General features: G+C 35.2%; 21 protein-coding genes, 8 tRNA genes and 1 other RNA gene. 1 reads left to right on the top strand and 29 read right to left on the bottom strand.

Features of this window, described 5'->3' with window-relative positions:
- Positions 1-17 precede the first annotated feature (17 nt).
- The 24 genes from C7D53_RS00910 to rpsU form a co-directional block, all read right to left on the bottom strand.
- Entirely contained in the window at positions 18-1,646 is a 1,629-nt protein-coding gene (locus C7D53_RS00910; RefSeq protein ID WP_106914542.1) for a T9SS type A sorting domain-containing protein, read from the bottom strand.
- Between the two features lie 143 nt (positions 1,647-1,789).
- Complete coding sequence (locus C7D53_RS00905) at positions 1,790-3,349, bottom strand: tetratricopeptide repeat protein (protein ID WP_106914541.1); 1,560 nt, start codon at positions 3,347-3,349, stop codon at positions 1,790-1,792.
- Between the two features lie 164 nt (positions 3,350-3,513).
- Complete coding sequence (locus C7D53_RS00900; RefSeq protein WP_106914540.1) at positions 3,514-4,182, bottom strand: hypothetical protein; 669 nt, start codon at positions 4,180-4,182, stop codon at positions 3,514-3,516.
- Positions 4,183-4,189: 7 nt separating this feature from the next.
- The gene (locus C7D53_RS00895; RefSeq protein ID WP_106914539.1) at positions 4,190-4,831 is read right to left on the bottom strand and encodes a hypothetical protein; all 642 of its coding nucleotides are present in this window, start codon (positions 4,829-4,831) and stop codon (positions 4,190-4,192) included.
- Positions 4,832-4,842: 11 nt separating this feature from the next.
- Positions 4,843-5,463, bottom strand: a complete 621-nt coding sequence (locus tag C7D53_RS00890; RefSeq protein WP_106914538.1) for a hypothetical protein — start codon at positions 5,461-5,463, stop codon at positions 4,843-4,845.
- 618 nt (positions 5,464-6,081) lie between these two features.
- Positions 6,082-6,624 (bottom strand): transcription termination/antitermination protein NusG, encoded by a 543-nt coding sequence (nusG, locus tag C7D53_RS00885; RefSeq protein WP_002976412.1) that lies wholly within the window; start codon positions 6,622-6,624, stop codon positions 6,082-6,084.
- A gap of 19 nt (positions 6,625-6,643) precedes the next feature.
- Positions 6,644-6,850, bottom strand: coding sequence for a preprotein translocase subunit SecE (gene secE, locus C7D53_RS00880; RefSeq protein ID WP_002976410.1), 207 nt, complete (start codon positions 6,848-6,850; stop codon positions 6,644-6,646).
- A 12-nt stretch (positions 6,851-6,862) separates the two neighbouring features.
- A tRNA-Trp gene (locus tag C7D53_RS00875) sits at positions 6,863-6,933 on the bottom strand.
- A gap of 55 nt (positions 6,934-6,988) precedes the next feature.
- On the bottom strand, positions 6,989-8,200 hold the full coding sequence (gene tuf / locus C7D53_RS00870; RefSeq protein WP_106914537.1) for an elongation factor Tu: 1,212 nt from the start codon (positions 8,198-8,200) through the stop codon (positions 6,989-6,991).
- A 255-nt stretch (positions 8,201-8,455) separates the two neighbouring features.
- Positions 8,456-11,554 (bottom strand): efflux RND transporter permease subunit, encoded by a 3,099-nt coding sequence (locus tag C7D53_RS00860; protein WP_106914535.1) that lies wholly within the window; start codon positions 11,552-11,554, stop codon positions 8,456-8,458.
- 60 nt (positions 11,555-11,614) lie between these two features.
- The gene (locus tag C7D53_RS00855; protein WP_106914534.1) at positions 11,615-12,700 is read right to left on the bottom strand and encodes an efflux RND transporter periplasmic adaptor subunit; all 1,086 of its coding nucleotides are present in this window, start codon (positions 12,698-12,700) and stop codon (positions 11,615-11,617) included.
- A gap of 4 nt (positions 12,701-12,704) precedes the next feature.
- Complete coding sequence (locus C7D53_RS00850) at positions 12,705-13,946, bottom strand: TolC family protein (protein WP_106914533.1); 1,242 nt, start codon at positions 13,944-13,946, stop codon at positions 12,705-12,707.
- A 220-nt stretch (positions 13,947-14,166) separates the two neighbouring features.
- Positions 14,167-15,531, bottom strand: coding sequence for an ATP-binding protein (locus tag C7D53_RS00845; protein WP_106914532.1), 1,365 nt, complete (start codon positions 15,529-15,531; stop codon positions 14,167-14,169).
- Between the two features lie 4 nt (positions 15,532-15,535).
- The gene (locus C7D53_RS00840; protein ID WP_106914531.1) at positions 15,536-16,216 is read right to left on the bottom strand and encodes a response regulator transcription factor; all 681 of its coding nucleotides are present in this window, start codon (positions 16,214-16,216) and stop codon (positions 15,536-15,538) included.
- A gap of 212 nt (positions 16,217-16,428) precedes the next feature.
- Positions 16,429-16,500 (bottom strand) — tRNA-Thr (locus C7D53_RS00835).
- 41 nt (positions 16,501-16,541) lie between these two features.
- Positions 16,542-16,614 (bottom strand) — tRNA-Gly (locus C7D53_RS00830).
- A gap of 87 nt (positions 16,615-16,701) precedes the next feature.
- Positions 16,702-16,782: transfer RNA gene (locus C7D53_RS00825), tRNA-Tyr, on the bottom strand.
- Positions 16,783-16,802: 20 nt separating this feature from the next.
- Positions 16,803-16,876, bottom strand: a tRNA-Thr gene (locus tag C7D53_RS00820).
- Between the two features lie 89 nt (positions 16,877-16,965).
- Positions 16,966-17,038: transfer RNA gene (locus tag C7D53_RS00815), tRNA-Gly, on the bottom strand.
- Between the two features lie 88 nt (positions 17,039-17,126).
- Positions 17,127-17,207: transfer RNA gene (locus C7D53_RS00810), tRNA-Tyr, on the bottom strand.
- 18 nt (positions 17,208-17,225) lie between these two features.
- Positions 17,226-17,299: transfer RNA gene (locus C7D53_RS00805), tRNA-Thr, on the bottom strand.
- Positions 17,300-17,408: 109 nt separating this feature from the next.
- Complete coding sequence (locus C7D53_RS00800) at positions 17,409-17,699, bottom strand: HPF/RaiA family ribosome-associated protein (RefSeq protein WP_106914530.1); 291 nt, start codon at positions 17,697-17,699, stop codon at positions 17,409-17,411.
- On the bottom strand, positions 17,696-18,583 hold the full coding sequence (locus tag C7D53_RS00795; protein ID WP_106914529.1) for a tyrosine-type recombinase/integrase: 888 nt from the start codon (positions 18,581-18,583) through the stop codon (positions 17,696-17,698). Before C7D53_RS00795 ends, C7D53_RS00800 begins: the two co-directional genes overlap by 4 nt.
- Positions 18,584-18,660: 77 nt before the next feature.
- Positions 18,661-18,858, bottom strand: coding sequence for a 30S ribosomal protein S21 (rpsU, locus tag C7D53_RS00790; protein WP_045501128.1), 198 nt, complete (start codon positions 18,856-18,858; stop codon positions 18,661-18,663).
- A 433-nt stretch (positions 18,859-19,291) separates the two neighbouring features.
- Here rpsU and ssrA point away from each other — a divergent pair.
- Positions 19,292-19,693: a transfer-messenger RNA gene (gene ssrA / locus C7D53_RS00785) on the top strand.
- A 96-nt stretch (positions 19,694-19,789) separates the two neighbouring features.
- Here the strand turns inward: ssrA and C7D53_RS00780 are convergent.
- The 5 genes from C7D53_RS00780 to C7D53_RS00760 are packed head-to-tail and all read right to left on the bottom strand — an operon-like array spanning position 19,790 to position 23,922.
- On the bottom strand, positions 19,790-20,398 hold the full coding sequence (locus C7D53_RS00780; protein WP_162926046.1) for a hypothetical protein: 609 nt from the start codon (positions 20,396-20,398) through the stop codon (positions 19,790-19,792).
- Positions 20,388-21,470, bottom strand: a complete 1,083-nt coding sequence (locus C7D53_RS00775) for a PIN domain-containing protein (protein ID WP_106914527.1) — start codon at positions 21,468-21,470, stop codon at positions 20,388-20,390. Before C7D53_RS00775 ends, C7D53_RS00780 begins: the two co-directional genes overlap by 11 nt.
- Positions 21,449-22,426: a hypothetical protein gene (locus C7D53_RS00770; RefSeq protein ID WP_106914526.1), complete on the bottom strand. Its 978-nt coding sequence runs from the start codon at positions 22,424-22,426 to the stop codon at positions 21,449-21,451. Before C7D53_RS00770 ends, C7D53_RS00775 begins: the two co-directional genes overlap by 22 nt.
- Before the next feature lie 24 nt (positions 22,427-22,450).
- Positions 22,451-22,807, bottom strand: a complete 357-nt coding sequence (locus C7D53_RS00765) for a hypothetical protein (RefSeq protein ID WP_106914525.1) — start codon at positions 22,805-22,807, stop codon at positions 22,451-22,453.
- A gap of 23 nt (positions 22,808-22,830) precedes the next feature.
- Positions 22,831-23,922, bottom strand: coding sequence for a putative toxin (locus C7D53_RS00760; RefSeq protein ID WP_106914524.1), 1,092 nt, complete (start codon positions 23,920-23,922; stop codon positions 22,831-22,833).
- Positions 23,923-23,925 lie beyond the last annotated feature (3 nt).

Genomic DNA, 23,925 nt, shown 5'->3' with positions numbered 1-23,925 from the left:
ATTACTATTCTGATGGATTATTTTTTTATGAACTTCATCCCTTGCTCATTTTCCTTTATTTTTAAAATATAAATCCCTTTTACAAGATCCCTAACTTCTGCTATTCCCTGTTTTAGAGTCCCCGTTTTTATCAACTGTCCCGTTGTATTGTAGATTTTAAAGTCCTGATCTTTCACACCATCTATATGAATAAGGTCAACTGCGGGGTTTGGATACAGCTTAATATGGGAACTTTTACCAGGCAACTCATGAGTTCCCATTGTACCATTGGGTAAGATTAGGTTCTGTGCATATATTCCCATACCGGTATTTTCAGTTCCTTTATTTTCCTGAAATACCACTACTCCTTGTCCATTTACAGGCTTTAATACAGAGATATAGGCTTTAGAAGCGGGGAAAGTAGCCACCGGAAGATAGTTTTGAGGCCATGCAAAATCACCATTACCATTCAATAGTACAGCATTCAAAGAGATATTAAGAGCAGTTCCTTCTTTTTTCTGCACTACAAAATATGGGCTATCATTGACCAGCTGAAGTCCTCCATAATGATACATAGATAAATTATCCACCGGAAATACCTGTTTTGCATTATTTGTGAATAACCTTGCTCCGGTATTTTTATCAAATTTTTGTACAAATTCTCCATTCTCTCCCTGGGAAGAAGTACTGTAGTTAGCAATTGACCAGACATAAGGAGACCCGGACTTAAAGGCAATCTTCATATCTTTTTCAAAATAGGTCTGATTGGTATCAAAATCCATCCCGGTATTTCCCCACGGTAGACTGCTGTCTGCATTTACTCTTTGAAGATATCCGTCAAATCTCATATTCTCACCGGTACTAAATCCGTAATATACCACGTTCCCATCTACAGCTCCGGAGTATTTTGCATTATAGGCTGTAGATTTGGTTGTAATCTGCTTGGCTCCATCCCAAAGCAGAGATCCGTCTTTCAGGCTAATTTTCTGTGCAAACAAATAGCTTGTTGTACCAAAGGATAGTTGCTTATGAAAAATAATTTCACATTCGTCATTCATTAACTCGAAGAGATCACCGGGAATTGTATTTTTTGTGGTATCATTTGATAAAATCTGTACTGGGTTTGCCCATAATGGCTGCCCTGAGGGATTATATTTTTGAACTTTAGTATATTTTTGACTTGAAGGAAAATATCCCACCACAATATCTCCGTTAGACAATGGCAGAATAGTGGGCAGATAAGCTTCTCCTAAACTGATACCATTGGGCCAAACTGATGCTCCCTGTGGTGTAATTTTAAAAACATAGCCCGGTGTTCCTGCGCCGGTTCCTGTAACTCCTATATAAAAATTATCAGATGCATCCACAGCTGTTCTTTCTACCACAGTATAGGTACCCATTGGAATCTGATCGCTTATTTTCACTCCATTGATCCCTAATTGTTTATTTCCGTCCTTATCTAAAATCTGGACCCATAGCTCAAAGTTTACAGGAGCCGGAACTTTCTTCCAGAATCCAATATATGTTTTTCCGTCACTTGTGGTTTCGGCAAAGGAAGATCCTCCAGGATTTGTCACTAGAAAGTTTTGATCTACGGCAGGATTCCATTGAGCCATTCCCATAAAGTAAATTGAAAGGCTCATAAAAAGAGTAAGTAATTTTTTCATTGTGGTATTGTTTTAATAGGGAAGCAAAGGAATGCAATGTCTTGGAACAGCATTCAAAATTCCACACACAATTACCACTTAACAAGAGAAAAAGACCACACTATTTCCACACACCAAAAACCAAAACACTGCAAAACAGATCATTACAATTCATTCAGATATTGAGCAAGGTCTTCCTTTGTATTGGTTAAATTCATTTTTTTTCTCAAACGGGTTCTTGAGTTTTCGATCGTTTTAGGCGTAACATTCAGAAGATTAGAAATTTCCTTTGTAGATAGCTTAAGCTTCAGCATTGCTGCAAGCCGTTTATCATAAATGGTAAGGCCCGGATGCCTGCGGTCAAGGTTTTCATAAAACGATTCGTGAATATTCAGGAAATGATATTCAAAGTCTCCCCATGAATCCTGTTTAGTATTAAACTTAATTTCGTTAATGATTCTTGAGACTTCATTAATCTCGCTATCTTTGAGTTTAGATTTCAATACATTCACCTGCTCGAGAAGGGACTTAAAGATTTCTTCTATCTTGGATTGTTCCATAGATTTATAAACCAACATTTTTTCTTTCATCTGATTATCTACTTCCAATTGCTTTTCTCTGTTTTCGATCAGCTTCTTTTCCAATCGAAGTTTCTCTGCCTTATTTCTAAAATTAATCAACAATAGGATACTGATGATCACAACCAGTAAAAGAATAATGACCATCACTATATATAACATATTCTTTCGATCCTGTTCTATTTTATCCAGTCTTTTTTGCAGTTCATAGTCATGCTGTATTTTCACTCTTTCAACATTCACTGCTTTTTCTTCTACATTCAGCAGCTCCCGGATAGAATCATATTTTTTAAAGGTTTCAGTAGAAAGTTGATAGGCTTTGTTTAATTGATAGGCTTTATATAAGGTCCTTAAATAATTTGTGTTGTCAAAATTAACCGTATTGGAAACAATATATTTCCCCACGTTTTTTGCATACAGTAATGCTTTTTTAGGATTTCCTGTTTCGATATAAAAATTGGCAAGGTTATAATTGACCTGATAGTTTGATTTGTCATCCTCAATATTGCTTTCTTTAAGGATATTTCCTGCCTCCAGAAGATAATCCTCCGCCTTTGTATGATTTCCCTCCAGAAAATTAAGCTTACCAAAGTTTGAGAAAACAAATGCCTTTAAAACCGGATTGTCATAGGTCTCGAAAGCAGCCAGCCCTTTCTCAAAATAATACCTTGAAGAATCCAGTTTGGATACTACCAGATAAGCATTCCCCAAATTGTTGAAAGATTTTATGGTTTCTGTTTCCCGTTTTTGTTTCTGATAAAAGCTTAGGAGCTTTTTATAATATACAATAGCCCGTTTGGTATCGTTAAGCTGAGAATAGGTATAGGCAAAAACACCATCTATTTTCGCCATCTTCTCTTCATCTTTATCTAAAAATAGGTGATACGCTTTGTTTGAGTAATCCAATGCAAAATCAAAATAGTTTACATCGCTGTAAATTTTTGCAGTTTCCATATAGAAGTCTCCCAAATCCTTATCGGAAACCTTTTTTCTTGCCTGCTGTATATTGGCTTCTGCTTTTTTCCAGTCTTTAAACTTCAATTCATTGGCAGTATTTAGGTATTGCTCGTACTCTTTCTTATTCTGGCCAAAACAAAACACCGCTGAAAGCAATAACAATAATATAAAAGGTATATTTTTTCCCATTTTAATATAATTCCATATAAAATTATAAAATCATTTGAGAAAACAACAAGTAATATTCACCTATACTCAAAAACTGATAAAACCACAACTGCAAATTTATCAAAAACAAAAAACCAGACTATTTGCCTGGTTTTTCTTGAAAGTAAATATATAAGCTAATTATATTAAAAGCCTGAAGGTTTATTAATTGTCTGTGTAGAACCATTAGTCCCTCCCAGATCCGCATTAACATCACCGATATTTTGTTTTGTAATGAGTCTTTTGTAAGCCATTAAATAAAGATCTACTGTAAAATTATTATAGGATCTTGATGGCCCCCCAGTAACATTCGCAATAATTCTACTGTCAGTAAACTTTGCTCTTATGTGCCAGGTCCCATTGCTTTTGAATGCTACAACATCCGGTGACCCCTGTTTATTGTCATTAATTCCGTTATCAGCATAATCGAGCATTACATTTGTATTGCCATTATTAAGTCTAAAGGAATAATTATGCAGGACCACCAAAAAGCTACTCGCATCTATTTTCGTATCATAATCTGTAATTCCTTCTCCAGATACTCCCGTTAGTGAAAGTTTAATATAATTGAACAATCCACTACTTTCCTGATTTGGATCATACAGCTGCATTGCATTTTCTGATGTTGCCAGAAAGCTTCCTCCAGTCATAGTTGGTTCTCCTGGATTTCTAAGATATAGAGAGTTGGTATGTGTTTTACCATTTACATCAAGAGTTTCTGTAGGCTTATCTGTTTTGATCCCTACTTTACCGATCTGAGCATTCATAAATATCCCCAGAACCATCATTATTGTAATATAAATTCTTATTCTCATGTTTTTTCTATTGAAGCCCTAAAGGCGTGTTGGTTGATACTCCCGAAAAAGAGGCCGCCGCAGAAACGGAACCTGTAAATGTTCCCCAATCTTTTACCAGTGATTTTTCAAATACATTCAGGGTAAGAGTCCATGTACCATTCTGATCAGATGTAGTACCAGCTCCTTTAAAACTTAAATTAACTGCATGATAGTTTTTTCCACCTTTCGCTACTTTAGTTACTTCAGTAGAATAAGCACCATAAGATTTGGGGCTTGTAGAAGTATTTGCAGCTGATATAGCTCCACTAAAAACGGCTCCTGTAATTGCCAAAACATATTTATCAGCATCTAACCCTGTGTTTAGGTTAATTACTTCATCCAGCCTCACATTTTTTAAGATAACCCTATACATGTTTACCGGTGCTACGTTACGAAGTGTAATATCAAGAAGCTTAACCTTTCCTACAGGCGAAGTATCCTTGGAACGTGTAAGTAACAAATAGTTTCCCTTTGCAGTTGTATTTTCTGTATCAATCAAGTAAGATTCAACTAGTGTTTCGCCTTCTACATCCAGGGTACCTTTTGGATTGGGAGTATTTATTCCGACTTGTGCTTTCATGCCTAAAGAAGCAATTGCCACAAGAAATAATGCTGTAATTTTTTTCATTATTGTATTTTTTATTGAATTAAAGGTGCTGCCGCGGCACCTGTTGTAGAAGCTTTAAGATCTTGTGTAGAGTTAACTTCCTTGGCGTATGATCTGTCATATACCAATAAATTAAGTGTCCATTCTCCTGTAGGGAAAGATGCAGCGGGAGAAAACCCTTCATAATCGGCTTTCAACTTCCATGTTCCTCCTGAAGAATAGGCAAAAATCTGCGGTACCGGCGTTAACCAATCTGCAGTAGTAGTTCTTATAGGCTGGGTAAATCCAAAAGAAGAAATTACAACAAGAAATTTTTGGGAATTGATTTTAGTATCAAATTGGTTTACCCAGTCCTTATCTGAAGGATCACAGGTAATTTTAAACTGAATAATGTTAATGGGTGCCGGAGAGTTAGGCACAAAAGTGTCATTATAAGCTGTAATTTTATTTTCCGGTGCTGGAGACTTAATGATAAATGTATAATTCTCATCAGCACCAAGCTTTTCCATAGGTTTTTTGAATACCATTCCGGATGTCTTCATAGTACCATTAACGGTCAGTTCCTTTTCTGGTTTCGTAGTATTAATACCAACCTGAGCGTTCATAAGTCCTACTGACCCCATTAAAAGGATCATCGAAGTAATTTTTGTCATTATGTGGATGTGTTTATTTATAAACTTCTCTACCCAACTTTCCTCTAACTCATTTACGATTTAAAAATAAAACACAAAACCGTTTTGTACATCTGCCGGGCAGTGTACCAAATGAAAAACAAAAAGTTTTATGGGTTGATGCAGGTTAGGTTACAATAAACATGCCATCAAAGATGAAATAACCACTAGAAAAGTCCATGGATACAGGAAAACACAAACATTATCCCATAAGAGTGATTATTATATTTAGGCTAAACACTGTGCAGGAGCATGATACGAAAGTCTTGCAATTATATTTTCAATAAAATAATGTTTATTAAATTATGAAAAATAAAATAATAAGAATAAATATTAACTTTATTTTTCGATATTCATATATTTTCAAGAAAAACATGATTACGAGTTGAATTTTTATCCCCAAAAAACCTTATTGGATAACAGTTCCAAAAGCACAATAAAACCCTAATTAACAGTGGGTTATATTGTAATCTTGTAAATTATTACCTTGCGAGAAAAAGATTATTAAAGAGTTAGAAAATAACACAATAAATTAGAGCATTATAAAGCAAAAAAAAGACCGCTTAAATAGCAGTCTTTTTTATATTATATAAGTAATTATTATACTTTTTCTACTTGCATGTAGCTTAATTCCATTGGAGTTTTTCTACCGAAGATCAATACAGAAACTTCAATTTTCTTTTTGTCTTCAAGAATTTTCTCAACTGTACCATTGAATCCGTTGAAAGGACCATCGATCACTTTTACGTTTTCACCTACTACATATGGAATCTCCACGTCGCTTGCGAATTCTGAAAGCTCATCCATTCTTCCAAGCATTCTGTTCACTTCTGATTTTCTCATTGGAACAGGATCACCTCCTTTTGTTAAGCTTAAGAAAGAAATAACTCCAGGGATGTTTTTGATAACGTGAGGAATCTCCCCCATCAGGTCAGCTTCAATCATTAAGTATCCAGGATAGTAAGGTCTTTCTTTAGGAACTTTTTTACCGTTTCTAATTTGGATAACCTTTTCCATAGGAATAACCACTTGAGTAACGTACTGCTCAAACCCTAAACGTTTGATTTCTGTCTCAATATAGTTTTTCACTTTATTTTCCTGTCCGCTGATAGCTTTCAGCACATACCATTTCAATTCGCTCATTATGGGAAAATACTTTTAATTAATTGAACAAGTTGATTAGCATTCCGATGATGTTGCTGATTGCTTTTGAAAACAATTCATCAACTCCAAAGGTAAATAGAGCCAGAATAACTGTCGCAATAGTCACTACAATTGTAGAAGACTGAAGGTCAGCCCATTTTGGCCATTCAACTTTATGTCTGAATTCGTTATAAGAACCTTTTAAAAAATCGACAAATGAACTCATAATTTATATTTGCACGGGCACAAGGATTCGAACCCTGATCAACGGTTTTGGAGACCGGTATCCTACCATTGGACGATGCCCGTAGTTAAAAAAGCTTCCGAGAGTTTCCTTTCGGAAGCTTTATTTATTTTAAGATGATTAGTCTAAGATTTCAGTAACCTGACCTGAACCAACTGTTCTACCACCTTCTCTGATCGCAAATCTAAGACCTACGTTAAGAGCGATTGGTTGTAACAATTCTACAGTGATTTCTAAGTTATCTCCTGGCATTACCATTTCAACACCTTCTGGTAAGAAGATTTCACCTGTAACGTCAGTAGTTCTTACGTAGAACTGAGGACGGTACTTGTTGTGGAATGGAGTGTGACGTCCACCTTCTTCTTTAGAAAGGATATAAACAGAAGCCTTGAATTTTTTGTGTGGCTTAACTGAATCTTTCTTAGCGATAACCATACCTCTCTTGATGTCAGTTTTTTCAATACCTCTCAACAATAGACCTACGTTATCTCCAGCTTCACCTCTATCTAGGATCTTTCTGAACATCTCAACTCCTGTAATAGTAGAAGTTAATTTTTCGTCACCCATACCTACGATATCAACTGGATCACCAGTGTTGATAACACCAGCCTCGATTCTACCAGTTGCTACAGTACCTCTACCTGTAATAGAGAATACGTCTTCGATTGGCATCAAGAATGGCTTTTCAGTATCTCTTGGTGGTTGCTCGATCCAAGTATCAACAGCATCCATCAATTCTTCAACGCTCTTGAACCACTTGTCTTCTGTGTTAGCAGGAGATGAAGTAGCAGCAGTAAGAGCTCCTAGTGCAGAACCTTGAATTACTGGAGAGTTGTCTCCGTCAAATTCGTAAGTAGATAATAAGTCTCTAAGCTCCATTTCAACAAGCTCTAATAACTCTGGATCATCTACCATGTCAACTTTGTTCATGAAAACAACGATTCTTGGTACGTTTACCTGACGGCAAAGTAGGATATGTTCTCTAGTCTGAGGCATTGGACCGTCAGTTGCAGCACATACTACGATAGCTCCATCCATTTGAGCAGCACCAGTTACCATGTTCTTAACATAGTCGGCGTGACCTGGACAGTCAACGTGAGCATAGTGTCTTTTTTCAGTTTCGTATTCGATGTGAGCAGTATTGATAGTAATACCTCTTTCTTTTTCTTCTGGAGCAGAGTCAATTGCAGAGAAGTCTTTTTTCTCAGCAAGACCTTTGCTAGCTAATACAGCAGAAATAGCAGCTGTAAGAGTAGTTTTACCATGGTCAACGTGACCAATAGTACCAATGTTCAAGTGTGGTTTGTTACGATTAAACGTTTCCTTTGCCATGATTTAAAATTATTTATTTATTGTTTTTCAAATTTTCGGTGTGCAAATATAATGATTTTTTAAATACCAAAATCTTTTTCTTGGAAAAAAATTCAATATTTGCATCCAATGAAATACAATCTCTATATTTCAATGTATTGAGACTGCAAATTTACACATTTTTCTGGATTGAAAAAAACTTTCTAAAACCTTTTATGAAAAAGCCTGAAATACAGAATATTCCAGGCTTCGTTACTATATAAAATGAAAGATAAATCAGCTATTTCGCAGTTTTTTGGTCCTGTTGAAGATCCAGAAAATAATTGGAAAAATAAGCAGGGTAAGTACCGTTGCCGTGATCAGTCCGCCAATAATTACAATGGCCAATGGTTTTTGTGATTCTGAACCAATTCCTGTGGATAAAGCGGCAGGCATTAATCCGATGGAAGCCATAAGGGCTGTCATGATTACCGGTCTGGTTCTGGATTTCACTCCATTTAAGATGGCTGTATCTATATCCATCCCGTCTTTAACGTTCTGATGAAATTCTGTGATCAATATTACTCCGTTCTGTATGCAGATTCCCAGCAAGGCAATCATGCCTACTCCGGCAGAGATTCCAAAATTGATTCCCGTAACATGTAATGCAATAATTCCTCCTATCAATGCAAAAGGGACATTCGCTAACACAAGAAGGGAATCTTTCATGTTTCCAAACAGGATAAACAACAGAAAGAAGATCATCAGGATACTTACCGGAACTACCTGCGCCAGTCTGTGTGATGCACGCTGCTGGTTTTCAAACTGACCTGTCCAGCCAACAGAATATCCATCAGGAAGCTCAATGGTGGCCACTTTTTTCTGTGCATCTGCAATGGTACTTCCTAAATCTCGGTCACGAATAGAGAACTTCACCCCAATATACCTTTTAATATTATCTCTGTAAATGAATGCGGCTCCGTTGTCTTTAACGATAGTACTGATCTCCTTTAAAGGGATTTTTGCGCCATCCTGTGTAGGAACCATCAAGGCTGCAATATCATTCTCATTGGTTCTGTATTCCTGGGAATAACGAAGACGGATGGGAAACTTTCTTTCTCCATCAAACATTTCGGAGGCTGTTTTTCCTCCAAAGGCCATTTCCAATACAGCTTGTGCGTCGGCAGGCATTACTCCGTAGGCTGCCATTTTATCTCGATCTAAGACAACACTTACTTCCGGCTGACCAATATTTTTTATGATACCCGGATCTTTTACCCCTTCTACATCTTTAATTTTAACTAAGATTTCCTGAGCCAATTTATCCAGGGTTTCCAGATTATCTCCGTAGATTTTAATTCCGTTTTCAGCTTTAAAACCTGCTACAGCTTCTGCTACGTTATCCGAAATAGGCTGAGAATAGTTGAATGTGATCCCCTGATAACTTCTAAGCTTTTTATCAATTTCATTAATAAGTTCATCATAGGTGATCTTTCGTTTCCATTCCTCTCTTGGTTTAAGGTTGACGGCAAACTGTACAAACCCAAATCCGTTCGGGTCTGTTCCATCATTACTTCTCCCTGTCTGAGCCAGAACATCTGTAACTTCAGAAAAGCTCATGATATCCTTTTTTAAAAGATCCGCCGTTTTTAATGATTCTTTTAATGAAGAACTCATTGGCATCTCAGCAGTAATCCACAGTGAGCCTTCATTGAGCTGGGGTAGGAATTCTGTTCCCAGAAATTTCCCGGAGAATAATGTCAATGCAAGAAATGAGATGGCAACAATCATACTGGTTTTTTTATGCTTAAATGTAGTATTGAAGCCTTTTAGCACAATTCTATCCCAGAAATTAACGAATGGGTTATTTTTTTCCCTTACATTTTTATTTAAAAGAATATGCGAAAGCACCGGAACAAGGGTTAATGTAAAGATCAAAGCCCCAATTAGTGCAAATCCCAAGGTAAAGGCCAGCGGTGAAAACATTTTTCCTTCTACTTTTTGGAATGAAAAAATAGGAATCAAAGAAGTAATAATGATAAGCTTTGAAAAGAAGATTGCTTTTCCTAAGCCTGTTCCTGTCTGCTTAATCCAACCACCTTTTGCCAATTTATTGAACTTTTCCATACCGTATTTGTTGGCTTTGTGGTCGAGCATTACAAAGAGCCCTTCCACCATGACGACGGCCCCGTCTATAATGATTCCGAAATCTACAGCTCCTAACGAAAGTAAATTGGCACTCATACCTGCAAGCTTTAAACATAAAAAGGCAAATAATAAGGATAGAGGAATGATGATGGAGACAATAAGTGTCGTTCTCCAGTCTGCCATAAAGATCAAAACGATTACTGTTACCAATACAATTCCCTCAATCAGGTTGTGCATTACGGTATGGGTGGTAAAGTCCATCAGGTTATCCCTGTCATAGAATGTCACCATTTTTACGTCTTTCGGAAGGATCTTTTCATTCAGTTCTTTAATTTTAGCTTTCACTCCAATCAGAACTTCTCTTGGGTTCTCTCCTTTTCTCATTACGACAATTCCTTCTACAGTGTCATCATGATTATTCAATGCAGCCTGTCCTACTCTAGGCATAGAGCTTTCGTGAACTTCGGCAACATTCTTTACTAAAACCGGGTTTCCGCTGTCATTCTGAATGGTAATATTTCCGATATCGGCAATCGATTTTACCAAACCAATTCCTCTTACTACATAGGCCTGTCCGTTTTTTTCAATTACATCTCCTCCTACGTTCAAATTACTTTTGGTAACTGCATCATATACCTGAAGTGGGGTCAAATTGTATTTATCCAAGGCTCTTGGATCAATGCTTAACTCGAAGACCTTGTCCTGTCCTCCAAAAACATTAATGTCTGCAACTCCGGGCACTCCTCTTAGGGCACGGTCTATCACCCAATTTTGCAGGGTAAGTAACTTACGGGAATCCTTTGTTTTACTTTCCAGTGTGTATCTGAAAATTTCTCCGGTTGGCCCGTAGGGTGGCTGTACTTCAGGATCTACCTCATCAGGAAGGCTAATGGTTCTTAATTGGTTATTGACCTGATTTCTGGCAAAAGTATCATCCACCCCATCATCAAACAGAATTTTAACAATGGAAAGTCCAAACATTGTTGTACTTCTCACGCTTGTTTTCTTCTGAACCGGGCTCATTGCCAACTCGATAGGTGTAGTGACAAAACGTTCTACTTCTTCTGCACTACGCCCATTCCATTGGGTAATGATTACAATCTGGGTATTGGTAACGTCCGGAAATGCTTCAATGGGCATGTTCTTGAAGCTGATAAAACCGGCAATCGCTAAAATAGCTACCCAAATAAAGGTAAATGCTTTATTTTTTAAGGAAAAAGCGATTATATTTTTTATGAATTTATTCATGATAGATAATTGATGACCTAAAAAAGTCGTTGAAAGATTTATTTTAAATCATTACTGTCTTTAGCTGTTCAAAGAACGATATATAAGCAGTTGATTATTGGTAATCACCTCTTCTCCCTCTTTAAGACCGTCTGCTATGTAAGTAACATCACCCACCTGTTTTGATACTTTAATCTCACGAACTTTCACATCTGTTCTTGATTTAAAGATCACAACAAAGCTTTTGTTATCATCAAAGATCACTGCCTTAGACGGGACAGTAAGCATCGTATTACTTTCCAGGCTGGAAACTTTTATGGTTGCTTTACTATCGGGAATCAGCAGACCATTGGCATTATCCAGAACCACTCTTGCCTGCATGGCATTGGTTTGCGGATCGATGATTTTAAATATTTTGTCAATTTTACCATCAAATAGCTTATCTGGATAAGAAAGTGTAGAAACCTGAGCTTTCATTCCAAGACTTATTTTATCAATATCTGATTCATTAACGTTCATAATGGCCCATACGTTGGTGGTATTGGCAACATCAAAAATATTTTCACTTCGGTCACTTCTCAGCTGCATATCCTTATTGATACTTTTCTGAACAATATATCCGTTAATTGGTGCTACTACACTGTATATATTTCCTGTTTTAACGTTATAAACCGTACTTACTGCGGTCGCTCTCTGTAGCTGGTCTTCTGCTTTCTGCAACTGGCTTTTTGCTTCCAGTACATCTCTCTCCGTATTCAGTTTTCCCTCATACATCTCTTTGGCAACACGAAGATTATTCTTGGCTACCACCATATCCGTTTTTGCATCGCTTACATCCTTTTGAATTTCTGCCAGCTCTGTACTCCTGATAGTTGCCAATACCTGCCCTTTCTTCACGTAGTCTCCCAGCTCCACATTTACGCTCATTACATTTCCTCCCACTAGTGGATAAACATCGATATAACTGTTCTTATCTGCAGAAATCTTCCCGTAAAAACTATATTCGTCTTCTACGTTCTTTTTTTCAACCTTTGCCAGAGAAATGGAACTTAGCATGGTATTACTAAGCTCAAATCCTTTTTGGGCCTGATTTTTTTTCTCTCCCTCTTTTTTTGAGCAGGCTATTAATGATAATACCATCAATACCGGAATAATATAAGTTTTCATTGTTTTAATAGAAGATTTTCGTTTGTACTAGTTGATTAAGTTGTTCTGCAGACTGCATAATCTCGTTTTTCATATCATAGATCTGAAGTGCTGTCTCTCGATAGCTGTCCATAAAGTCTGTAAATTCAATAAGGTTGACATTTCCTTTTCTGAAATTGGTCATCATCCCGTTATATACCAACTCCATATTTTTTAGATCTGTGGTTTTAATATCCAATAACTGATCGTACTGTGCTTTCCAGGTTTTATAGGCAGACTGCACTTTGGTTTCAAGGGTCAATTTTTGAAAGTCTGCATTTTTTTGGTTCTGCTGAATGGCATAATTGGCCTTTTCTACATTTCCCTGGTTCACTCTCCATAAAGGAAGGGGGATTCCCAGTGTCAGATTAGCTTCATTATTAAAGGTCCCACCCGCTTGATCCCAAGCTGCGCCTACATTCAGATCCGGAACATTTAATGATTTTTGCCATTGGGCATACAGCTTACTATTGTCAATTAATTTTAAATTGTAGCGATAATCTGCATTATTTTCCAATGCTTTCCTCTTCAGCTCTTCTTCTTCACCAAAAGGCTGGGTTGCCAAAGCTTCCTTGGCTTCAGCTTCAGACATCAATGGTTCAATATCTTCTGTAACTCCTGTAAGAACTTTCAGGTTTTGTTCAAACCCGAGAATATTTTTGTTGATTTCAAGTTTATCATGATTCAACTGGATCACAAGGCTCTGAAGCCTTACAGCATCCTTAAGAGATACATTTCCTTTTGCCGACTGTACACGATAAGCGCTTAGTAGCTCATTCATATACCCTAGCTGCTTTTCAGTATTTTCAAGTTTGAGTCTTTCGTAGTAAAGATTGAAGTACGCGGCACGTAGTTGAGCTCTTAAATCAACAAGAAGTTGTGAAAACTGAAGCTGTGCTAATTCTTTATTAGATTTTGCAAAGGCAATTTCATTTTTCTTTTTACCACCCATATAAATTAATTGAGTGATTCCTGCTCCTTTGGAATGCCCTACATCAAAAAACTTTTTGCCTTGTGGATTGTAAGCATTGAACTGCCCGCTTAGTTGTGGGAGTTCCCAGATTTTGGCCTGTAGAATATCAGCATCTGCCATATTGATGTTGTATTGTTCGGCGAGCAGCTGGAGGTTGTTCTTTTGAAAGGCTTCTTCGCAATCCAAAAGAGACATTTGCTGTTGTGCCGCCATGAATGAGGAAACGGCAAGACACAGCACTGCAATTCTGTTCATTATTTTTATTTTTAAATTACAAAATTGCTTGGATACGATTAAAAGAAACTTAAATGAGGCTTAAAAAAATATTAAAATCGCCTTAAACAGACTATTTTCAAATAGGTTTAGTACAATAAGAAGAAATATTTTATTCTCCAACCTTTGAGTTTTTTCTGAAGTTCAATCTGTTGTTTAACAAAAAACAACTCTGACTTTTGAGAACAACAATGAAAAGAATTTATTTCTTGAAAATTATAGTGAATTTATTCATGTATTCGGAAGGAGAAGAATAGATGATCTCCGCATCATGATATTCCAGAATTCTTTTGACAATTCTAAGTCCCAGACCGGATCCGGCTATATTTTGAGCATTATTTCCACGGGTAAAGGCTTCGAATAGCTTCGTCTGCTCTTCTTCGGAAATAGTATCGCCATGGGATATTACGTCAACACTAAGGTTCTCATTGGTCTCTGTAATAAGAACCTTTACCTGGGTATTATTGGAATATACTGCCGCGTTTTTAAATAAATTGATAAAGACAATCACCAATAATGACTGAATCCCTGCTATGGTCAGATAGGCATTCTCCGAGGTATCTTCAGTGATGAGGAAATCCAGTTTGAGATCCGGATAGCTTTTTTCAACTCCATCAAAGGCTTCGAAAATAACTTCATCAATTCTTACTTCTTCATAAATACTCTGAATATTTTCTTTATCAAATTTTGTGAGAAGCAATAATGAGTTGGTTAAGTCAGACAATTGGTAAACGTCCCGTTGTATTTGCTGCAGGGAGGAAAGCGTTTCTGGAGAATGTTCTTCAAACTTAATCAGATTTTCTAGCTGAAAGGCCATTCTTGTAATAGGAGTTCTGATTTCATGTGATGCACTGGCTGTAAAGTCTTTCTGAGACTGAAATACATCATCCAGCCTTCCAATCATGGTATTAAATGATTTTGCCAAAACACTGATCTCATCACTGGAGTGCTGAACAGGAATCTGAGTGGTTAGTTTATGAGCCGTAACTTCTGATATTTCCTTATTCAGATCTTCCAGGGGTCTTAAAAATTTTTCAACGAAATAATAGCTGAAAAAACCAATAAGAAGTGTACTCATTACATAAGCTGTGATCAAAAGATATTTAAGATAGCTTAATTTCGACTTTCCATTGGTGTCAAGGGCACTTGTAAGGATATAATAATTTTCACCATTAATATTCCTAAGTGCGGCATAAATCTCCGGAACGGTTTTTTCAGTGTAAATAATCTTCTTTTTATCAAGCTCTTTCAGCATGGCACTATCCCAGGTAACATTGCGATCCTTAATAGTACTATAGATAAGTTCTTTTTGTTCATTAAAGATTAAAATCTTTTCATTCAAAAGGATATTATCTGAATTTTCATTGAAAAAAATAGGAGCTTCTTCTTCAAAATCCTTGGACTTTGAGATAAAATGAGTGGTAAACTCTAATCGTTGCCTGAACCTTTCCTTAAATTCATCTCTTCTAAAATCATTGAAAGATAAATAAATAACCGCCATCACCATTCCAAAAAGCAATGAAAAGGCGATACTGATCGTTAAGGCTATCTTTCTTTTTAAAGACATTGATCTATAATGGGCTTAGGTAATATCCGAACCCTGAGCGGGTATGGATTAACTTTATTTTAAAATCCTTATCAATCTTCTTTCTTAAGAAATTGATATAAACTTCTACGGTATTTGTGTTTGTGTTGAAATTATGCTCCCAGACATGTTCCGTGATCTGTTGTTTGGATACAGTTCTACCCTGCGCTTCTGCAAGATAAACCAATAGCTGAAATTCTTTCAGGGTAAGCGTAATTTCGATTCCACCGCGGTAAACCTTCTGTTCCGTTTTATTGATAATAAGGTCATCCACTCTCAAAATATCCTGATCGGAGGTATCTGACGGCATTTTTCTTCTTAGCAAAGAATTTATCCTTAAAAGCAACTCTTCAAATTGAAAAGGTTTCACCAGATAATCATCCGCAAGTCTGGTAAAAGCATCCTTTTTATCGGAAAGATCTCCATAGGCAGAGATAATAATGATGGGGGTATTTTTATCAAAAGAACGAATGGTCTGGCAGACATCCAGTCCGTTTATTTTGGGAACATTGATGTCCAGCAAATACAGATCATAGGTCTTACTTTTAATCTGGCGAAGAAATGTTTCTCCGTCATATATTTTATCACAGACAAAATTATTTGATTCTAAAAATCTGCAAAGTTCTGCAGAAAGAATGAGATCATCTTCTAATAAAAGAATATTCATCAAAAATTATTTTACACGAATTTAACGAAAATTTTTAGGATTCTTCTTTTTATTAGTCTCAGGGAAAAAGTTTTTAGATATAATATGGATAAAGGCAGGAGCGGTACAAAGGATTTTATTGAAAATTGAATGATGCATTTGATCTCTCCTATAGGGATACCTTGTAAATTTTGGGCAAAAAAAATTCCCGAAAGAAATTCGGGAGCTTCGAGAGCCAACTACGGGACTTGAACCCGTGACCTCTTCCTTACCAAGGAAGCACTCTACCGCTGAGCTAAGTCGGCATTAATTAAAAAAATCACACTGAATAGCGTGATTTTTATTGAGCGGAAGACGGGGGTCGAACCCGCGACATTCAGCTTGGAAGGCTGACGCTCTACCAACTGAGCTACTTCCGCAATTTTGTTTCCAAAATTATTGGTAAACGCTGTGCAAAACTAAGAAATTTAATTTAATCTTGCAAGTTTTTTTTATAATATAAAATGTGGGGAGAGCAGGATTCGAACCTACGAAGCCGAAGCAACTGAGTTACAGTCAGTCCCATTTAGCCACTCTGGAATCTCCCCAGATATTTTATATTAAAATGAGCCTCCAGAGGGATTCGAACCCACGACCCCGAGATTACAAATCACGTGCTCTGGCCAACTGAGCTATGGAGGCATTTTAATAATTGACTGAAAGTGATAGAGAAACTCTACTCTACACGTTTCAGTGTTAAAAAAAATCACTTTTAAAGTGTGATTTTATTGAGCGGAAGACGGGGGTCGAACCCGCGACATTCAGCTTGGAAGGCTGACGCTCTACCAACTGAGCTACTTCCGCAATTTTGTTTCCAAAACCATTGGTAAACGCTGTGCAAAACTAAGAAATTTAATTTAATCTTGCAAGTTTTTTTTATAAAAATATAAAGTGGGGAGAGCAGGATTCGAACCTACGAAGCCGAAGCAACTGAGTTACAGTCAGTCCCATTTAGCCACTCTGGAATCTCCCCAAAGTTTTATATTTTATGAGCCTCCAGAGGGATTCGAACCCACGACCCCGAGATTACAAATCACGTGCTCTGGCCAACTGAGCTATGGAGGCAAATATAAAAAAGAATTCAAAAGATCGCTGTTCCTTTTTTGCGAGTGCAAATATAGAACGGATTTTTTGAATTCTCAAATATTTTATAAACTTTTTTTAACTTTTTTTTCTAAGCCATTTCTTTTTTCTTGATTAGTAGCTTTTTAGCTGTATCAACACAAAGGTCCAAACTTTCTTCAAAACTTGCAGAAGTCTTCTTTACCACGATATCATCTCCCGGAACGGCTAAAATAAGTTCAGCAGTTTTATTTGCTTTATCAGCATTGTTTTCTACTTTTAGAAATACTTTACACTCCTGAATCTTGTCATAGAATGTATCTAATTTGCTTACTTTTTTGTCAATGTGTGATTCTAATGGTTCGTGTGGTGTTAAACCAATTGATTGTACTGAAATCTTCATAATTCTTCTTTTTTTGACGCTCGAGGGTGAGCCTGATTAAACACTTTTTTCAATTGTTCAATATTAGCATTCGTATAGACTTGAGTACTTGCAAGACTTGAATGCCCTAATATTTTTTTCACTTTGGAGATCTCCGCCCCATTATCCAAAACGTGAGTAGCAAAGCTATGACGAAGGATGTGAGGACTTTTTTTTTCTTTCGTTGTTATAAGACTAAGGTACTTATTAACTACCACATAAACAAATTTTTCGCTGAGTTTTTTCCCTTTCTTATTTACAAAAAAATATGATTCATATTCTGCCTGGGGTTTTCTTATTTCCTGATAACTTTTAAGAAGCCCGGACAAATCCCCGGAAATAGGAATTACCCTTTCTTTATTCCCTTTACCGACGACTTTTAATTCATATTCATTTAGATCAACATGCTCAAATATCAGGCCACAAAGTTCAGCTTTCCTCATACCGGTTTGATAAAGAACTTCCATGATACATTTTTCCAGCAAATCCCGCACCTGTTCGAATACCCGGTCATTCAGATCGGCCATTTCCTCTTTAGACATAGGAATTTGCTTCTCTGCATAAAATTTCAGGGAAGAGATACCTTCTGTAGGAGAAACCTTAATTTCACCTATCTTTAAAAGGAAAAGATAAAAACTTCGGAGTGAGGACAGTTTTCTGTTGATACTTCTCTTGGAAATATTGTTTTCGCTGAGCTCCACAATAAAATTTCTGATAATTTTCTTGTCGGCTTTACTTATATCTTCAGATGACTCTGTTCGGAGATAGAAATGAAAAAAGTCATCAAGGTCTTTTTTATAGCTTGTAATGGTGTGAGGTGAGTACCTCTTTTCGAATTGTAGATATTCTAAGAACTTATCCAGCATCATGGTATAAAAACAAAAATTCACTTCTCAAATATAAGAATTTAAGAAGTGAATTAGTATATGGTTAAGAAAAAATCTTAAGCCTGCTCTTCCTTGCTAAGTGCTCTTTGTTTGTAAGCAGCTTTTAACTTAGATTGTCTCAAAGTTACAGAAGGCTTGATAAACGCTTGTCTAGATCTTAATTGACGAACTGTACCTGTTTTATCAAATTTTCTCTTGTATTTTTTTAAAGCTCTGTCGATGGATTCACCATCTTTTACTGGAATTATTAACATATTTTACATCTCATTTTGGATTGCAAAACTAGACCTTTTTTCTTAAAGTACAAAATATCATTACCCTTTTCTTTAAAAAAATTACAACATTGCTCTACTACAAAGGGTTTAAGGAACCAATAAAACATCAATACAAAATCAACAGAAAACAGAATCTATAGATTAAAGTCTAATATACCTCATTCTATTATTTGGCAAATAAAACATCCTATTGACAACAAATTATACTGAAAATCGTTAAAACTTTCCATAAAACCCTTGAATCTTAAAGTATTTTACTTTCCTCATGCTCAAATACAAGGCATTATGTTGACACCTTGTTATGATTGAGCAGACCACAATAAATATACCTCTCATTATAATTTAAAAAAGCAATGACTAGTATTAACGGTATTTAAACAAAATATTCTATCTTTGCAGTCACTTAATTCATGGGGTTGACTGGTTTCGACAGCAAGACCAATGGGTAAGTAAGCATGCAGAGAACCGTAGCGCGATCTCTATAATCCCTTGCTACAAAATTTTAACTGGCAACGAAGAGTTCGCTCTTGCAGCTTAATATCGAAGTATAGTAGATCAAGCGTTTTCCCGAAGATTTCAGTAGGGAAGCAAGATATTCCACAAATGCTCTGTTCTGCGGCGTTTGATTCTGGGATATAGGAATGCGGAAATAAGATTTCAGAAGCTTCGGCTGAAATTCGAAAACCTTAGAAGATAAGTTGGAAGTTGGGTGTCTACTCTCTGCTTTCAGTCGAAAACCAATAGTAGAATAAGCATGTAGAAAGCTTATGTATTGCTTGTTTGGACGAGGGTTCGAATCCCTCCAACTCCACAAAAACAAAGCCTTAATTAACTAATTATCAGTTATTTAAGGCTTTTATTTTATCTTGATTTGTACGATTATTGTACGGTAGATATTTTTTTACAATTATTACTCATTAATTACATCTTTGTAATTCTCAATAAACTCGCAATAAACATCTTTATATGATTCTAAAAACCCTTCAATAATTTCGTGTAAGGTTTTTAAATCTACAAAATATTCGTCTTTAATATCATTTTCAATAAGAATACTTAAAATATCAATGCTTTCTAACTCCTTTAAAAGTTCATTATCAGCTATTTTCTTATAATGCTCATTGTTTAATTGCTCCAACCTAAACGCTTTTTCTTGCCCTAACCGATGTATTGCAATGTTGTTATAAAATGCATCTTCATCATTCTTACCAAAATATTTAAAACAATACTCTAATGTTTGGGATTGTGAAAAATATGATTGAAAAAGACACCCATATATATAGCTTACAAGATTTTCAGATAACGTCTCATAGAATAATATATTCTTTTTGTAATCTTTAGGTTTTATAGGTTCGGTCTTTCCGCAAAATTCATCTTGTTTATTTTCGCACCTATGTATTTTAATATATTCTGAGCCATAACCAGTAAAGTATTTTTTATTTAAAAATGCAGACACATAATGTCCTAATTCGTGATAAAAAACTCTTCTTATTTTATGTCTATCATTACTTTTAATACTCATAATCATGTGGGCTTATTTTCAAAGAAACATCCTTATTAATCTCTGTAATTTCTAAAAACTTATCATAATCGTTTTTATCAGTTATATATGCTAATGCAGTAACTGTTGCCGTAGTAGTCCTTTCAATAGGCTCAATACGCACTCCATAAAAATGCATAATTTTTTCCTCATCATCATAATATGAATTTTCTTCATCATCAATAGTCAATTCAACATAATATGATAACTCTACATCTATTTCTATCTCTATACATTCTTCTTCAATCGAAATTATTTGGTAAGACTTTTCTAAAATTGTAATATCGGTAACTTTCAAATTATGTATCTCGTAATATATAAAATGATAATAAAGAGTTTCATCATCCAAACTCTGAGTATACCATTTGATAATTTCTTCATCAATTCTATCCGAATTAGTTTCGAAAATTTCATCTAAAACCTCAACCCTTTCTTCTTCCAGTATTTCTTTCAGTTTATTATTTAAATAATTTTCGTAATCTTTAGTTATGAATAAAACAGGACTTATATATCCTAAGAAGTCTTTATCAGTAGAAAAACAAGTACATTTAATTTTCTTTTTATTACACCATTTTTCTAAAAGTGCCAAAGAGAATGCGTCAGGAAATTCATTCTTTTTATCGGCATTATTAAATGGATATTGTCCTTTAAAATATTTCTCAAAAATTGGCTCTACATTTATTTCAGAATAATCAATAATAATAACATTTGACCTTAATAATAATTCATCTAAATCACTATTAAATTTTTCTGAAATAGGTTTATCATAAAGGCGTTGAAAAATATCTTTACCATGTATATCATTTTTCAAAACAATATTATCATAGTTATTCTTAAATTTTCCAAACTCTTCCAGAGCCTTTTTAATTTGTTTTTTAAATCTTACCTTAACTTCTTCAATTGTAATTTTTGTCATTACAATATTTATCTTTCTCTCCTCAGATAATTTCATTAATTCCCTAATACGACCTCCCTCAAGAAAGTTTTCTTTCACAAAAATACTTGTATCTAAAAAAATATAATCCATATTCATTATAAAATATTTTTTATCCATTGCGCCGACTTCAAAAATCGTTTTGCTGTATCATCAGCCCATTGCGCTCCATAATCGAACTCATAGTTTTTACAGTTTTCATTTTCTAAAATTGATTGCACAATTTGTAAAAACTTGTTTTTATCAATAGTTACAGACAGCTCTTTGAATTTTTTTTTCCAACTGGTCGTAGGATTAGCACCTTTGGCTGTATCGAAAAAATTAATCAGAAGAACTTTAATCTCAAAGTCATTCCAATTGTTATCTGATATTTTCAAATTTAAAATGTCATTAATAATCTTATAACATCCCTGTTTATTTTCTACTTTAAATTTCTTCAAATACTCAATTAACTCTGTATCTTTTTCTGAAACTAATTTTAAAATCTTTTTAAAGCAGATTATATCATGGTGATAAGTCTTTTGATATATAATGTGCAATATATTCTTCAAAGTTTCATACTTTACTTTAATCGTAGCGTGTTTAAGAATACCCCGTACCTGTTCTATCTTAAATATGTCTTCCAAAAAATTACTATTTGGAGAAACAAAATAATTATCTCTAAGATAAGCGGTAGTATGTAAAAAATCTTCTGGTGAATAGATAATCATGTTATCATTTACAAGTTTGGGTATTAAGTTCTCTCTAAGTAAAGTCCCTAATCTTGCAACATATAGTGACCTTAAAAATGAGCCATTAAATTCGTTATTATAATTCAATAACTTGGTTAATACATATTTATAGCTTTTTCTTTCAATTTCTGATGAAATAAGTTCGCTGAATTTGGTTTCTAAATCTTTTTCTGCTTTTAATTGCTTCTCTCTATCACTACTCGATTCTTCATGCTTCAAAAGTAACAAATCAAACCAATTTTGAATGTTGATGAAATCATTTTCAGAAATATTTAGCTCTTTAGCTAAAATTTTCGATTTTGTCAATTCATCGTTTTTAAAAGTCAAATATGGATTATTAGTCATTATTTTTAGAAATTAATAAATTCATTAAAGCTGTTCGCCAAATTTCACCTTTTTATTTTCTATGGTGTAGGGATAGATTTGTTGATATTTATTTTCTGGTGATAGAATAAATTCAACAACTAACACATCTTTTCCATGATACTTCCCGTCCATAGCAATACCATAGATTCGAACGTCCTCATCTTTTAAGTCGTCATAAGCTCCAGCTAATAAAATATCATATAATTCTTGTGAGTCGGTTGATTCCGAGTAAGCACCAATATATGTAAGTTTTCCGTTCGCTCTAATATGAGTAGCATACGGAGCAAATTCGCCATTTTCAAGTAAGAATTTTTCTGCTTGTTCTTTAATTGCTTCAAGCAATTTTTCAACATTATTCATTTTTAAATATAATAAATTTTAAACTATGCACAATTAGGAATACCAGCACAAGGGTTCTTGGGCTTGGGCACAGGTATAAGTTTTGGAGCAGGAGCAGGAGTAACTTTAATATTATCTATTTTAGGTTTTGCAGGAGGTGTATATCTTTGAATATTAATTCCTGACTTTTCTAATGGCTTGGATAGTTTAGCCGTTTCATTTATTTTTAATAACGCTTCCTGTCCATTCGCTTTTGAAATTTCCTGCTGTCCTCTTAATTGTTTAGTAAGAGATTGTTTTTGTACGTGCTTTATCTCTACAGTTCCTCCTTCATCGGTAATAGCATCAGGTATGGTTCTCTCTGTTTTTCCAGTTTTTGGGTCTTTAAATTCAAATGTTCTATTATTTTTTTCAAGACCCATTTCTTCGAGTTGCTTTTTTTCGACATATCTACCAAAATTAAAGTGTTCTTGTTGAGCTGATGACTCTCCTGCTTTAGTTCCTGCCTCACCTGTTTTTGTAAGAGTTTCAATAACAGTTGGCTTGATAGATGTTTCTTCAAATAATGGCATTAATCTAAACCACCAACAACATTGTGTTGCATCTTCTGGTGCTAATCCTGTCGGGTCTGTAAATCTCATCGGATTATTAAACGCATAATTATATGGTGACCAACTCGGAAACTCTTCACTCAATGGGTCAGGGCTTATCCAACGTCCCGCTGTATCTAAATACGGTTGTGTATCGGGGTCGCTCAAATCAATCTCTCTAAATTCTATGATAGATTTTGTTTTCCTGTTGAATCGCACTGAACCAATGCTTACAATACTATCCATATCGTGAAATTCCAGATACTTTCCTTTGCTGAGTGTTGCAATTTTCGGATAAACTCCATACTTCGCAAAAGGATTTCCGACAGCAATATTTTTTCTACGTCTTTCTGCTTCCTGTGGTGTTAATGAATCTCGGGTTTTCAAAACCTCATCCATATAAGGACGGTTTCGCTCTTCTTTTGTCAGTTTAACAGGGTTTACCCATTTCTTTTCCGTTTTTTGTCTGGTGGAGGTGTGTTTCTTTGTCTGTGCCTGTAAAAATCCTGCTAATATGGCAAAGACAATTAATAATATTTTTTTCATTTG

This window comes from Chryseobacterium aurantiacum (assembly GCF_003020585.1).
Classification (GTDB): Bacteria; Bacteroidota; Bacteroidia; order Flavobacteriales; family Weeksellaceae; genus Chryseobacterium; species Chryseobacterium aurantiacum.
The sequence above is the reverse complement of the archived record's forward strand: the minus strand, read 5'-3'. Positions and strand labels throughout refer to the sequence as shown.

Coding starts and splice junctions, on each gene's coding strand:
- C7D53_RS00910 (WP_106914542.1), bottom strand. CDS start 1,646: ATGAAAAAATTACTTACTCTTTTTATGAGCCTTTCAATTTACTTTATG.
- C7D53_RS00905 (WP_106914541.1), bottom strand. CDS start 3,349: ATGGGAAAAAATATACCTTTTATATTATTGTTATTGCTTTCAGCGGTG.
- C7D53_RS00900 (WP_106914540.1), bottom strand. CDS start 4,182: ATGAGAATAAGAATTTATATTACAATAATGATGGTTCTGGGGATATTT.
- C7D53_RS00895 (WP_106914539.1), bottom strand. CDS start 4,831: ATGAAAAAAATTACAGCATTATTTCTTGTGGCAATTGCTTCTTTAGGC.
- C7D53_RS00890 (WP_106914538.1), bottom strand. CDS start 5,463: ATGACAAAAATTACTTCGATGATCCTTTTAATGGGGTCAGTAGGACTT.
- nusG (WP_002976412.1), bottom strand. CDS start 6,624: ATGAGCGAATTGAAATGGTATGTGCTGAAAGCTATCAGCGGACAGGAA.
- secE (WP_002976410.1), bottom strand. CDS start 6,850: ATGAGTTCATTTGTCGATTTTTTAAAAGGTTCTTATAACGAATTCAGA.
- tuf (WP_106914537.1), bottom strand. CDS start 8,200: ATGGCAAAGGAAACGTTTAATCGTAACAAACCACACTTGAACATTGGT.
- C7D53_RS00860 (WP_106914535.1), bottom strand. CDS start 11,554: ATGAATAAATTCATAAAAAATATAATCGCTTTTTCCTTAAAAAATAAA.
- C7D53_RS00855 (WP_106914534.1), bottom strand. CDS start 12,700: ATGAAAACTTATATTATTCCGGTATTGATGGTATTATCATTAATAGCC.
- C7D53_RS00850 (WP_106914533.1), bottom strand. CDS start 13,946: ATGAACAGAATTGCAGTGCTGTGTCTTGCCGTTTCCTCATTCATGGCG.
- C7D53_RS00845 (WP_106914532.1), bottom strand. CDS start 15,531: ATGTCTTTAAAAAGAAAGATAGCCTTAACGATCAGTATCGCCTTTTCA.
- C7D53_RS00840 (WP_106914531.1), bottom strand. CDS start 16,216: ATGAATATTCTTTTATTAGAAGATGATCTCATTCTTTCTGCAGAACTT.
- C7D53_RS00800 (WP_106914530.1), bottom strand. CDS start 17,699: ATGAAGATTTCAGTACAATCAATTGGTTTAACACCACACGAACCATTA.
- C7D53_RS00795 (WP_106914529.1), bottom strand. CDS start 18,583: ATGCTGGATAAGTTCTTAGAATATCTACAATTCGAAAAGAGGTACTCA.
- rpsU (WP_045501128.1), bottom strand. CDS start 18,858: ATGTTAATAATTCCAGTAAAAGATGGTGAATCCATCGACAGAGCTTTA.
- C7D53_RS00780 (WP_162926046.1), bottom strand. CDS start 20,398: ATGAGTATTAAAAGTAATGATAGACATAAAATAAGAAGAGTTTTTTAT.
- C7D53_RS00775 (WP_106914527.1), bottom strand. CDS start 21,470: ATGGATAAAAAATATTTTATAATGAATATGGATTATATTTTTTTAGAT.
- C7D53_RS00770 (WP_106914526.1), bottom strand. CDS start 22,426: ATGACTAATAATCCATATTTGACTTTTAAAAACGATGAATTGACAAAA.
- C7D53_RS00765 (WP_106914525.1), bottom strand. CDS start 22,807: ATGAATAATGTTGAAAAATTGCTTGAAGCAATTAAAGAACAAGCAGAA.
- C7D53_RS00760 (WP_106914524.1), bottom strand. CDS start 23,922: ATGAAAAAAATATTATTAATTGTCTTTGCCATATTAGCAGGATTTTTA.